The organism is Amycolatopsis stemonae, from assembly GCF_054781455.1.
Window position 1 is genome coordinate 188,199 of sequence record NZ_BAAGUJ010000015.1, and the last position, 11,859, is coordinate 200,057.

The following is an 11,859-nucleotide window of genomic DNA, read 5'->3' on the forward strand; positions in this document are numbered from 1 at the left end:
ATCATGACGCTGACCGTGCTGGTGCCCGACGACGAGGGCATGTCCGTGCTCGCCGAGGTTCCGCGGGTCCTGCCCGTGCGCTTCCAGTGGGGCGAGGCCGTGCCGCCGGAGGCCGGGAAGGCCGAGGTGCTCATCCCCGGCAAGCACCCGCCGGGCGAGGAGCTGTGGCGCACGCTGCCGAACCTGAAGCTGATCCAGCTGCTGGCCGCGGGGGCCGAGGACTGGATCGGCAAGGTGCCCGACGGCGTGCTGCTCTCCACCTGCCGGGGCGCGCACGGCGGGAGCACCGCCGAATGGGTCGTCGCCGCGCTGTTGTCGATGTACCGGAAACTGGACGTCTTCGCCGAGGCGCAGCGCGAGCAGCGGTGGGACCGGCAATCGGCCGACACGCTGCAGGGCAAGCGCGTGCTGATCGTCGGCGCCGGTGACCTGGGGCGGCACCTGCGGCGGCGGCTCGAGCCGTTCGACGCGCGGTGCACGATGGTCGGGATGACGGCGCGGGAGGGCGTGCACGGCGTGCGCGAGCTGCCCTCGCTGCTCGGCCTCCACGACGTCGTCGTGCTGATGGTGCCGCTGACCTCGCGCACCCGCGGGATGGTCGACGCGGAGTTCCTCGCCGAGATGCGCGACGGCGCGGTGCTGGTCAACGTGGCCCGCGGCGCCGTCGTGGACACCGCAGCCTTGGTCGCCGAATTGACCACGGGCCGGTTGCGCGCCGCGCTCGACGTCACCGATCCCGAGCCGCCGCCGCCCGGGCACCCGCTGTGGACGGCGCCGGGCCTGCTGCTGACCCCGCACGTCGGCGGGGCGGTGCGCGGGGTGCGGGCCCGGTCGTACGCCGTCGCGGCGGCCGAAATCGCGCGGTACGCCGGGGGCGAGCTGCCGGACAACCTCGTGCACGGCGAGTACTAGCGCGGCGGCTCGCCACGCCGGGGTGGATCCCCTACCCTTCGCGCGTGAGCAGTGGAGACGATTACTCGCAGCAGCCCACCAGCCTCCTGTCGGGCGTCGAGGACGACGGTGCCGATGACACCCCACGCCAGGGCGGGCTGGGCCTCGGCCTGCTGATCCTGCGACTGGCGCTCGGCGTGACCATGGGCGCGCACGGCCTGCAGCACCTGTTCGGCCTGTTCGGCGGGCCCGGCATCGGCGGGTTCGCGCGGATGCTGGAGACGTTCGGCTACCACAAGCAGACGACGCTGCTGTCGTGGATCACGGGCATCGTCGAGGTCGGTGGCGGGGCCCTGGTGATCGTCGGGCTCTTCACGCCGCTGGCCGCGGCGGGCCTGCTCGGCATCGCCGCGAACGTCGTCTACGCCAAGTTCCACGGTGGGTTCTTCGAGCAGCAGGGGCAGGGGTTCGAGTTCGAGCTGCTGCTGGGGGCGACGGCGCTCAGCCTGATCTTCACCGGGTCCGGGCCGATTTCGCTGGAGCGGAACACGCCGTGGCGGAAGCGGCCGTTGCCGCTGGGGCTGGTTTCGCTGCTGCTGGCTGCTGCGGCTGCCGTGGTGGTCATTGTCTTGACGCGGTAGCGCGGACCGAGGGCGACCTTGGGTGGCTGTGGACAACCCGGGGTTGCGAGGTCAGGCTGTGGACAACTCCGGTGCGCGGGCGCGGGATCGTCGGTGCTTGCCGGTAGCGTTGAAACCGGGGGTCCCCCTCACGGGCGGGGCTCCGGAATGGCGGAAGGCCGACCGGGGGACGGGGATAGCCATTGCGGTTGAGGGGGAGTCCCAGGAGCGAAGGCCTTCACGGGGCGGAATGCCGAAAGGTCGCGCCAGGAGCGGGTCTTTGCGGCTGAGGCGGAAAGTCACTCTGAGAGCGGGCCTTCGCGGCTGAAGTGGAATGGCGAGACGCCGCCATGGGGAGTGGGATGACTGCCGCGGCTCAGGCGGGATGCCGAAAGGCCACACCGGGAGCGGGCCGTCGCGGCTGAAACGGGACGGCGGAAGGTCGCCCTGGGGGTGGGACGGCCTACGCGGGGCGGAATGCCGAAAGGCCGCCCCGAGAACGGGACGGCCTTCGCGGCTGATGCGCTACCTACTTGTTCACGTCGCGGACCGCGCCCGTGTCGGCGGACGTGGCCATGCGGGCGTATGCACGCAGGGCCGCCGTGATCGGGCGCTGGCGGTCCTTCGGCTGCCACGGGCGCTCCGATGCCTCCATCTTGGCGCGGCGCTCGGCCAGGATCTCCGCGTCCACCAGCAGCTCGAGGCGGCGCTCGTGGACGTCCAGCAGGATGCGGTCGCCGTTCTCCACCAGGGCGATCAAGCCGCCTGCCGCCGCTTCCGGGGAGATGTGGCCCACCGAGATGCCCGATGAGCCGCCCGAGAAGCGGCCGTCCGTGATCAGGGCGCACTTCTTGCCCAGGCCCGAGCCCTTCAGGAATGCCGTCGGGTGCAGCATCTCCTGCATGCCCGGGCCGCCCGCCGGGCCTTCGTAGCGGATCACCAGGACTTCGCCCGGCTGGATCTCCTTCTTGAGGATCGCCGACACGGCTTCCTCCTGGCTCTCCAGCACCCGCGCCGGGCCTTCGAAGTGCCACAGGTCCTCGTCGATGCCCGCCGCCTTGATCACCGCGCCGTTTTCGGCGAGGTTGCCGCGGAGGATCGCCAGGCCGCCGTCCTTCGTGTACGCGTGCTCGACGTCGCGGATGCAACCACCGGAAGCGTCAGTGTCGAGCGAAGACCAGCGGTTCGACGTCGAGAACGCTTCCGTCGTGCGGACGCCGCCCGGGGCCGCGTGGAACAGTTCGAGAGCCGTTTCGGACGGCGAAGCGGCGCGGATGTCCCAGGTGCCGAGCCACGACTCGATGTCGGGCGAGTGGACCGAACGGACGTCCGTGTTCAGCAGGCCGCCGCGGTACAGCTCGCCCAGGATCGCCGGGATTCCGCCCGCGCGGTGGACGTCCTCCATGTGGTAGTCGGAATTCGGCGCCACCTTCGACAGGCAGGGCACGCGGCGGCCGATCGCGTCGATGTCGGCGATCGTGAAGTCGACCTCGCCCTCCTGGGCGGCGGCGAGGATGTGCAGCACCGTGTTCGTCGAGCCGCCCATCGCCATGTCGAGGGCCATCGCGTTCTCGAACGCCGCCTTCGACGCGATCGAGCGCGGCAGGACCGAGTCGTCGTCGTTTTCGTACCACCGGCGGCACAGCTCGACGACCGTACGGCCGGCCTCCTCGAACAGCGCGCGGCGCGCGGCGTGCGTCGCCAGCGTGGAGCCGTTGCCGGGAAGCGACAACCCGAGGGCCTCGGTGAGGCAGTTCATGGAGTTCGCGGTGAACATGCCGGAGCACGACCCGCACGTCGGGCACGCCGAGCGCTCGACGACGGCCAGGCCGTCCTCGTCGACCTCGGGGCTCGCCGACGCCGCGATCGCGGTGATGAGGTCGGTCGGGGCCTGCGCGACGCCGCCGACGACGACCGCCTTGCCGGCCTCCATCGGGCCGCCCGAGACGAACACCACCGGGATGTTCAGCCGCATCGCGGCGTTGAGCATGCCCGGGGTGATCTTGTCGCAGTTGGAGATGCACACCAGCGCGTCGGCCTGGTGCGCGTTGACCATGTACTCCACCGAGTCGGCGATGATCTCGCGCGAAGGCAGCGAGTAGAGCATGCCGGAGTGACCCATCGCGATGCCGTCGTCGACGGCGATCGTGTGGAACTCGCGCGCGACGCCGCCCGCCTCCTTCACCGCGCCGGCGACGATCTCGCCGAGGTCCTTGAGGTGCACGTGGCCGGGCACGAACTGGGTGTAGGAGTTGGCGATCGCCACGATCGGCTTGCCGAAGTCGCTGTCGGTCATGCCGGTGGCGCGCCAGAGCGAGCGGGCGCCCGCGGCGTTGCGGCCGTGAGTGGTGGTCCGGGAACGGAGAGGCGGCACGGCGAACTCCCAGGTCGGATGGTGGGCCAGGCGGAGGTCCGGGACACTCCGGCGAAACTGGTCCTACCAATTTAGCCTGTCGGGAGACCGGGCTATTCGGCGGGCTTCTCCGCCGGCTTGATGTCCTCGGCGTCCAGCAGCCCGCTCGGATCCGCCACCAGACCTTCGCTGACCAGCGACAGCACGGGCAGGTGCCGGGTCCGGACGGTCGGCAGCGGCACCTTCGTGTCGTCCTTCAGCACCGCCTGGACGCGCGCCTTCTTCGTGATCGCGAGGCCCTTCAGTGCCGTCCACGGGACGTCGCGGTGACCGAACATCGTGCGCGTCGCCAGGCCTTCGCGCGTCGCGACCGTGCGCGTCCGGATCACGAACACCGCGAGCGCGATCGGGAAGATGTAGAGCCACTGCAGGTACGGGATGTCCCCGAGCGCGACCGGCGTCACGCAGATCGTCAGGAGCGCGATCGCCATGAAGGACGTACGGGGGATGCGGAAGACGGCCTTACGGCCTTCGTCCTGGTCTTTTTCGGCCACGCGGAAATGGTGCACCGCGGCGCGGACCGGCCCGAACCCGGGTCGCGCGGGTGTGACCCCCGTCCACGATGCGGACACGTCATCCCGCAGAGTTGACACTCGAGAGGCCTTCGGACTAGCGTCAGCGTCGTGACACCGCTGACCGGCCTCGTACTTCCCAAGCGCGTCGACGCTTAGGGAAGTCTTTCCGCTGCGTCGACGCGCGACCCTCGTGCGACCTTACGGTCGGCGAGGGTTTTTTGTTGCCCTAGGGAAGAGATTCCCCGCCCCACCGCACCGATAGAGCTCAAAAAAGACCCGAACGAGTGACACCGAGACCCACGAGGCAGAACCGATGACCAGTGCCACGTCGCGCAGCGACGCGAAACCCGGGCCGACGCCCGGAACGCCCGGAGCACGTCCGAAGCCGGCGCCACCGGCGGGAACCCCGGTGCGCGTCACCGGCGCGCAGTCCCTCGTGCGCTCGCTCGAGGCGGTCGGCGCCGAGGTGGTCTTCGGCATTCCGGGCGGCACGATCCTGCCCGCCTACGACCCGCTGCTGGACTCGACGAAGGTCCGCCACATCCTGGTCCGCCACGAGCAGGGCGCGGGCCACGCGGCCACCGGCTACGCGCAGGCCACCGGCAAGGTCGGCGTCTGCATGGCGACGTCGGGCCCGGGCGCGACCAACCTGGTCACCCCGCTGGCCGACGCGAACATGGACTCCGTCCCGGTCGTCGCGATCACCGGGCAGCAGTCCCGGTCGCTGATCGGCACGGACGCCTTCCAGGAAGCCGACATCTGCGGCATCACCATGCCGATCACCAAGCACAACTTCCTCGTCACGGACCCCGCGGAGATCCCGCGGACCATCGCCGAGGCGTTCCACCTGGCGTCCACGGGCCGGCCCGGCCCGGTGCTGGTGGACATCCCCAAGGACGTGCTGCAGGAGATGACCTCGTTCTCCTGGCCGACCGAGCTGCGCCTTCCGGGCTACCGCCCGACGTTGCGCCCGCACGGCAAGCAGGTCCGCGAAGCGGCGAAGCTGATCGCGAAGTCGCGTCGCCCGGTGCTGTACGTCGGTGGCGGCGTGATCAAGGCCGAGGCGCACGAGCAGCTGAAGCAGCTGGCCGAGCTGACGAACATCCCCGTCGTCACCACGCTGATGGCGCGCGGTGCGTTCCCCGACTCGCACCCGCAGCACCTCGGCATGCCGGGCATGCACGGCTCGGTCGCCGCCGTCGCCGCGATGCAGCGCGCCGACCTGCTGATCGCGCTCGGCGCCCGGTTCGACGACCGGGTCACCGGCCAGCTGTCGTCGTTCGCGCCGGACGCCGCGATCGTGCACGCCGACATCGACCCGGCCGAGATCTCCAAGAACCGCAAGGCCGACGTGCCGATCGTGGGCGACTGCAAGGAGATCATCGGCGAACTGATCGCCGCGGTGACCACGGAGTTCGAGCACGGCGGCCGGCCGGACCTCGCCGACTGGTGGACCCAGGCCGACGACTGGCGCAAGACCTACCCGGCCGGTTACGAGTGGCCCGACGACGGTTCGCTGTCGCCGCAGTACGTCATCGAGCGGATCGGCGAGCTCGTCGGCCCGGACGCGGTGTACGCCGCCGGTGTCGGCCAGCACCAGATGTGGGCCGCCCAGTTCGTCAAGTACGAGAACCCGCGCACCTGGATCAACTCCGGCGGCCTCGGCACCATGGGCTTCGCCGTCCCCGCCGCGATGGGCGCGCAGTTCGGCGTCCCGGACACCCCGGTGTGGGCGATCGACGGCGACGGCTGCTTCCAGATGACCAACCAGGAGCTCGCCACCTGCGCGATCGAGGGCGCGCCGATCAAGGTCGCCGTCATCAACAACGGCAACCTGGGCATGGTCCGCCAGTGGCAGAACCTCTTCTACTCGGAGCGGTACTCGAACACCGACCTCGGCACGCACAAGCACCGCATCCCGGACTTCGTGCTGCTGGCCGAGGCGCTGGGCTGCGCGGGCCTGCGGTGCGAGACGAAGGAAGACGTCGACGCCACCATCCGCCGCGCGATGGAGATCAACGACCGCCCCGTCGTGATCGACTTCGTCGTGGGGAAGGATGCCCAGGTGTGGCCGATGGTCGCCGCGGGCACCGGCAACGACGAGATCATGGCGGTCCGGGGCATCCGGCCGCTGTTCGACGACGACGAGGTTTCGGTCGAGACGACCGAGGCCGCCGCGGAAGCCGCCGGGGAAGGTGAGCGCTGAGATGAGCGTCCACACGCTGAGTGTGCTGGTCGAGAACAAGCCGGGTGTGCTCGCACGCGTCTCGGGCCTGTTCTCCCGCCGCGGGTTCAACATCGAGTCCCTCGCCGTCGGGCCCACGGAAAACCCCGAGGTGTCCCGGATGACGATCGTGGTCGCTGTCGAAGAGCTACCGCTCGAGCAGGTGACCAAACAGCTCAACAAGCTGGTCAACGTGATCAAGATCGTCGAGCTGGAGCAGTCGACCGCCGTGCAGCGCGAACTGCTGCTCGTGAAGGTCCGCGCCGACAACACCGTGCGCAGCCAGGTCCTCGAAACCGTCCAGCTCTTCCGTGCGAAGGTGGTGGACGTGTCCCCGGAGGCGCTCACCGTCGAGGCGACCGGGACGTCGGACAAGATCGGTGCCCTGCTGCGGATGCTGGAGCCCTATGGCATCCGCGAGCTGGTCCAGTCCGGCATGGTCGCGGTCGGGCGTGGCGCCCGTTCCATCACTGCCACCTCACCGCGTTAACGAAGTCTTTGTAAGTCAGGAAAGGAAGCAGTAACCCCCATGGCAGTGGAAATCTTCTACGACGACGACGCCGACCTCTCGATCATCCAGGGGCGCAAGGTCGCCGTGATCGGCTACGGCAGCCAGGGCCACGCCCACTCGCTGAGCCTGCGCGACTCCGGCGTCGACGTCCGCATCGGCCTGCCCGAGGGGTCCAAGTCGCGGGCGAAGGCCGAGGAGCAGGGCCTGCGCGTGCTCACCCCGGCCGAGGCGTCGGCCGAGGCCGACCTGATCATGATCCTGGCGCCGGACACGAAGCAGCGCTTCATCTACGAGCAGGACATCGCGCCGAACCTCAAGGACGGTGACGCGCTCTTCTTCGGGCACGGCTTCAACATCCGCTACGACCTGATCAAGCCGCCGTCGAACGTCGACGTCGCCATGGTCGCCCCGAAGGGCCCGGGCCACCTGGTCCGCCGCCAGTTCGTCGACGGCAAGGGCGTCCCGGCGCTCATCGCCGTGGAGCAGGACGCCTCCGGCAACGCCCAAGCGCTCGCCCTCTCCTACGCGGCCGCCATCGGCGGTGCCCGCGCCGGCGTCATCAAGACGACGTTCACCGAGGAGACCGAGACCGACCTCTTCGGCGAGCAGGCCGTGCTCTGCGGTGGCGCGTCCGCGCTGGTGCAGACCGGCTTCGAGGTGCTCACCGAGGCCGGCTACGCCCCGGAGATCGCCTACTTCGAGGTGCTGCACGAGCTGAAGCTGATCGTCGACCTCATGTACGAGGGCGGCATCGCGCGCCAGCGCTACTCGATCTCCGACACCGCCGAGTACGGCGACCTGACCCGCGGCCCGCGCGTCATCTCGCCGGCGGTCAAGGAAGAGATGAAGAAGATCCTCGGCGAGATCCAGGACGGCACGTTCGCCCGCGAGTGGGTCGCCGAGGACGAGGCCGGCCGGCCGAACTTCACCAAGCTCGAGGAGCAGGGCAACCAGCACCCGATCGAGGCGACCGGCAAGAAGCTGCGCGACCTGATGTCGTGGGTGGACCGGCCGATCACCGAGACCGCCTGATTTTCCGTTCGGGAAGGGGACGCCCGCATGCCGGGCGTCCCCTTCCGCGTCTTCTCGTTACGCTGGCCGCATGACCGATGACAAGGCGCACATCCGGCACGAGCTGGACCTTTCCGGCGCGCAGTGGATTCGGGCCGAGCCGGAGGGTGTCGCGCTCGAAGAGGTCGCCGAGTACGCGCTGGTCCCGCACATCGACGGCGTCACCTACGTCGCGCTGCGGAAGTCGACCGATCCGGACGGGGTGACCCTGGTCTTCACGCCGTCGGAGTGGGAAGCGTTCCGGAAGGGCGTGGAGGACGGCGAATTCGACCTGCCCGGAAGCGCTTAGAGCTTCGCAGCCAGCTCGGGGATCTTGCCAAGCTCGCCGGCGACGGCGAGGTGGTCGCCGTAGTCGCGGGATTCGACGACCAGGCCGTCGCGGATCCGCATCGCGAAGATGTTGGCGATGCGCACCGGCTTGCCGCCGTATTCGCCCTGGTAGGCGAACTCGCCGATCAGCACCTCCGGATCGAGGCCCTGGTAGGTGACCAGGTCCGTCACCGAGAAGCCGGGGTTGAGCGCCTTGCCCGCGGCGAAGTGCTCGCGCAGTTCGTCGCGCGTGCGGACCACGCCCGAACCCGGCAGGAACGGGTGCGTCACGTGGGTTTCCTCGGCGTACAGCTCCGGCAGCTCGTCCCAGCGCCCGCCCGCGACGCCGTGCACGAGCCGTTCGAACACCGTGCCCGCGCTTTCCGGCGTGACCGGGGACAGCTCGCGCGGCGGCGCCCCCTCGTAGGCCTTCACGAGCTGGTCGACGCCGTCGCGGATGACGGCCAGGCGCAGGTAGTCGTGGTAGTCGCGGGAATGGACGATCAGGCCGTCGCGCACGCGCAGGACCTGGATGTTGTTCGTCGGGATCGTCCGGCCGGTCTCGACGGACTCGGCGTCGTAGTCGTATTCGGCGACGATCACCTCGGGATCCGTCGTCTCGTGGACGACGACGTTCTTACGCTTGAGCCGGTACGCGCCGGCCAGGGCGCCGGTAAAGCGTTCGTGGACGGCGTCGCGGCCCTCGATGCGCGTCGGCCGCGGCACGGCCTGGGGGTGTTCGACGACGGTGTCTTCGGCGTAGAGCGCGGAAAGGTCGCCGAACCGTCCTTCGCTGATGCCGTCGGACAGGGCGGCGAAGACGTCGCGGGGTGCGGGCATGGGTCCTCCCAGTAGACAAAGCGGAGTCTGTAGTCCGCCTCTGAAGATACGGACTACAGACTCCGGTTGTCTACAGGGATCGGAGGAGGTCCCGGGCGGCCGGCTGCTCGCAGACGTCGGCCCACTTCTCGGGAGTGCTGTCGAAGAGGCCGTCCCGGGCTTCGAGGTCGGCGCCGCCCTCGACTAGGAGCCGGATCGCGTCGAGGTGCCCGGACTGGGCGGCCAGGTGCAGGGCCGTCACGTGCTCGCCGTGCCCCGGGCCGCCGAACGTGCCTCGCCGGTTCACGTCGGCGCCGAGGTCCAGCAGGGTCCGGATCGCGGCGAGCCTGCCGGTCGCCGCCGCCCAGGTGAGGCCGGTGCCGCGGTAGACGTCCGCGTCGAGGTCGGCGCCGTGCTCGGCCAGCGCGCGCAGGGCGTCGGTGCGGTCGTTGCGGGCCGCCCACGCGACGGCTTCGTCGCGGACCTCCGCCGGGTCGTCCGTCGGCTGCCACTTCGGGAATCCGCTGTGCGGGCGGTAGAAGCCGCGGTGGGCACCGGCGGCGGGACGGCCCAGGACCTCGTCGAGGAGGCCGGCGTGGCCGAGCCCGGCCGCGACGCGCAGGTTGCCGGGCGCCAGGCTGCGGGCGGCCAGCTTCTCCGCGGCCCGGCGGTGGCCCCAGAACAGCGCGACGACGAGGGGAGTACCCCCGTCTCCGCGCGCGGAGACCTCGACCGGTGCGCCCGCCTCGAGCAGGACGTCGACGAGTCGCGCCCGGTTGCTGTAGGTGGCCTGGTGCAACGGCGTCCAGCCGTGGACGTTGCCGCGAGCCGGGTCCGCGCCGTGGGCCAGCAGCACCCGGCTGAGCCGCTCGGCGCCTGTCGCGCCGGCCATGCCGAGCAGGTCGTTGCCGTTGGTGCCGCGGGCGGTGACCAGGCCGGGGAACTCCTCGAGGAGCCGTTCGAGCTGCTCGGCGTCCCGGGCCTCGACGGCGCGGTACGCCCGGGCGAACGGCTCGCCACTGTCCACAAGGGACTTGACGTGGTCGCGGAGTCCGCGCCAGGAAACGAAACCGTGTTCCCGGGCGACGACCACGAGGGCGCCGTCCTTGGTGAGCGGCTGACCCCAGCGCTCGAACGGTTCTTTCGCGCCGGGGGTGTCGTCCTCCGCGGACGCGAGCAGGCCGAGCGCGCGTTCGGCGTAGTACTCGACGTCCTGGTGGTAGGGGTGCTGCAGGGCATCGCCGTGCTCGGTGACGCGCCGGACGTACGCCTGCAGCTTCGGCCAGCTCGGGAAGCCGTGGTCGCGCGCGATGCGGAACTGCGCTTCGGTGAGTTTGACGCCTTCGGCGCGTGCGAGGTCCTTCGCGCGTTTGCGCAGCTGGTCCAGGCTGGGTTTGGCGGGCAACGTGCCCATGGTGCCTCCTTCCCTCGTCGCCCGTGGTCCGCCGGCACCGGGCAGGAAAGAAGGTGCGGAGCTGGTGGTGCGGTGCTGCAGGGGTGGGCTCGGCCCTTTCCGCGGACGGGACGCGGCCCTCACCGCGCCCCGCCACCCTACTCCGCCGTGATCGAAGGGGCATCACGCGTGATTGGGGAGGCATCACGCGTGATTGGAGGGGCGACACGCGTGATTGGAGGGGCGACACTGGAGTTGCCCCGGTGAGGCGGACACGGGTTTTCAGGCAGCTGAGGCTTGAGCGTAGTGGTTGATGCGGGTTTCGGTGGGGGTGTTGTGGCCGACGGTGGAGTGCAGCCTCGTGTGGTTGTAGTAGTGCAGCCAGGTGAACACGTCCTGGCGGGCTGCGGCGCGGGTGGGCCAGATTGTGGTGCCGATCTCGGTCTTGAGGGTGGCGAAGAAGGCTTCGGCGACGGCGTTGTCGTAGCAGGACCCGACCCGCCCGACCGAGGGCCGGATCTTGTGTTCGGTGAGAGCGGCCCGGAACTGGCTCGAGGTGTATTGGACGCCGCGGTCGGAGTGGAAGACCGCGTCATCGTTGATGAGGCCGCGGGCGGTGGCGAGGTCGATCGCCTGGCAGACGAGGTCGGTGCGCATGTGGTCGGCCATGGCGTGGCCGACGATTTCGCGGGTGTGCAGGTCGATGACGGTGGCCAGGTAGAGCCAGCCTTCGAGGGTGGGCAGGCAGGTGATGTCCCCGACCATGCGTTCTCCGGGCGCGGTGGCGGTGAAGTCGCGGCGGATCAGGTCAGCCACGGGGGTGACCGGGCCGGCCGCGGGCCGGGTCAAGTTCCGGCGTTTGCGGCGGGTGATCCCGGCCAGGCCGTGTTCGCGCATCAGCCGCTCGACCCGCTTGTGGTTCACCACGATCCCGCGGCGGTGCAGCTCCGCGGTGATCCGCGGAATCCCGTAGGCGCGCCGGTGCTCGGCATGAATCGAGGCGATCAAGGTGACCAGGTCGGCCTCGACCGCCGCCCGCTGGGCCCGGGCCGTCTCGGCGGCGACCCACTCGTGGAAGCCCTGCCGGCGCAAG

The 11,859-nt window shown here is 70.3% G+C and carries 11 protein-coding genes; 6 read left to right on the forward strand and 5 right to left on the reverse strand.

From position 1 onward, the window contains the following. Window positions 1–3 precede the first annotated feature (3 nt). Both ACYVLJ_RS38800 and ACYVLJ_RS38805 read left to right on the forward strand, forming a co-directional pair. The gene (locus tag ACYVLJ_RS38800; RefSeq protein ID WP_451979548.1) at window positions 4–912 is read left to right on the forward strand and encodes an NAD(P)-dependent oxidoreductase; all 909 of its coding nucleotides are present in this window, start codon (window positions 4–6) and stop codon (window positions 910–912) included. A gap of 44 nt (window positions 913–956) precedes the next feature. After that, window positions 957–1,532 carry a DoxX family protein gene (locus ACYVLJ_RS38805; protein WP_451979551.1) on the forward strand — a complete coding sequence of 192 codons (576 nt, stop codon included), beginning with the start codon at window positions 957–959 and terminating at the stop codon, window positions 1,530–1,532. Between the two features lie 508 nt (window positions 1,533–2,040). Here ACYVLJ_RS38805 and ilvD read toward each other — a convergent pair. Both ilvD and ACYVLJ_RS38815 read right to left on the reverse strand, forming a co-directional pair. Further along, on the reverse strand, window positions 2,041–3,885 hold the full coding sequence (gene ilvD, locus ACYVLJ_RS38810) for a dihydroxy-acid dehydratase (RefSeq protein WP_451979553.1): 1,845 nt from the start codon (window positions 3,883–3,885) through the stop codon (window positions 2,041–2,043). Between the two features lie 92 nt (window positions 3,886–3,977). Further along, window positions 3,978–4,418 (reverse strand): PH domain-containing protein, encoded by a 441-nt coding sequence (locus ACYVLJ_RS38815; RefSeq protein ID WP_451979556.1) that lies wholly within the window; start codon window positions 4,416–4,418, stop codon window positions 3,978–3,980. Between the two features lie 334 nt (window positions 4,419–4,752). On the opposite strand from ACYVLJ_RS38815, the gene ACYVLJ_RS38820 reads away from it, so the two are divergent. From ACYVLJ_RS38820 to ACYVLJ_RS38835, 4 genes are all read left to right on the forward strand, one after another. Further along, window positions 4,753–6,645: an acetolactate synthase large subunit gene (locus tag ACYVLJ_RS38820; RefSeq protein WP_451979559.1), complete on the forward strand. Its 1,893-nt coding sequence runs from the start codon at window positions 4,753–4,755 to the stop codon at window positions 6,643–6,645. A 1-nt stretch (window position 6,646) separates the two neighbouring features. Further along, the gene (gene ilvN / locus ACYVLJ_RS38825) at window positions 6,647–7,153 is read left to right on the forward strand and encodes an acetolactate synthase small subunit (protein ID WP_003080760.1); all 507 of its coding nucleotides are present in this window, start codon (window positions 6,647–6,649) and stop codon (window positions 7,151–7,153) included. Window positions 7,154–7,192: 39 nt separating this feature from the next. Next, window positions 7,193–8,206, forward strand: a complete 1,014-nt coding sequence (gene ilvC, locus ACYVLJ_RS38830; protein WP_086842286.1) for a ketol-acid reductoisomerase — start codon at window positions 7,193–7,195, stop codon at window positions 8,204–8,206. Window positions 8,207–8,276: 70 nt separating this feature from the next. Beyond that, a complete protein-coding gene (locus ACYVLJ_RS38835) occupies window positions 8,277–8,534 on the forward strand; it encodes a DUF397 domain-containing protein (protein ID WP_460442401.1) in 258 nt (85 codons plus the stop codon). Here the strand turns inward: ACYVLJ_RS38835 and ACYVLJ_RS38840 are convergent. The 3 genes from ACYVLJ_RS38840 to ACYVLJ_RS38850 all read right to left on the reverse strand — a co-directional run. Beyond that, window positions 8,531–9,394 carry a nuclear transport factor 2 family protein gene (locus ACYVLJ_RS38840; protein ID WP_460442402.1) on the reverse strand — a complete coding sequence of 288 codons (864 nt, stop codon included), beginning with the start codon at window positions 9,392–9,394 and terminating at the stop codon, window positions 8,531–8,533. The two genes, ACYVLJ_RS38835 and ACYVLJ_RS38840, sit on opposite strands and share 4 nt — an antisense overlap. 70 nt (window positions 9,395–9,464) lie before the next feature. After that, window positions 9,465–10,787: an ankyrin repeat domain-containing protein gene (locus tag ACYVLJ_RS38845; RefSeq protein WP_460442403.1), complete on the reverse strand. Its 1,323-nt coding sequence runs from the start codon at window positions 10,785–10,787 to the stop codon at window positions 9,465–9,467. Between the two features lie 261 nt (window positions 10,788–11,048). Beyond that, window positions 11,049–11,859 (reverse strand): IS3 family transposase (locus ACYVLJ_RS38850; protein WP_460442404.1); only part of this gene is annotated, 811 nt, incomplete at its 5' end.